This is a genomic window from Frankia sp. Mgl5 (assembly GCF_023242985.1).
GTDB lineage: Bacteria > Actinomycetota > Actinomycetes > Frankiales > Frankiaceae > Parafrankia > Parafrankia soli.
Window position 1 is genome coordinate 1 of record NZ_JALKFY010000593.1, and the last position, 325, is coordinate 325.

Genomic DNA, 325 nt, shown 5'->3' on the forward strand with positions numbered 1-325 from the left:
CTCCGAAACATGTAAAAAAATCGGAACAGCAGAAAAATGAACAAAAAGCGCTGAATCTGCTTGCCAAGGTTGGGCTAAGCGAGAAAAAGGATGAATACCCGGATCGTTTGTCAGGCGGGCAGCAACAGCGTGTGGCGATCGCCCGCGCACTGGCGATGGACCCGCAGGTTATGCTGTTTGATGAGCCAACCTCGGCACTTGACCCTGAGATGGTAGGCGAAGTGTTGCAGGTGATGAAAGAAATGGCGCAAGAAGGGATGACCATGGTGGTCGTGACTCACGAGATGGGCTTTGCTCGCGAAGTAGCTGACCGGGTCATCTTCAT

1 protein-coding gene is annotated in these 325 nt (G+C 52.6%); it reads left to right on the forward strand.

Annotated elements, in window-relative coordinates:
- Nucleotides 1–325: ATP-binding cassette domain-containing protein (locus tag MXD62_RS10790; RefSeq protein WP_248829166.1), on the forward strand; the 325-nt coding region annotated here is incomplete at both ends.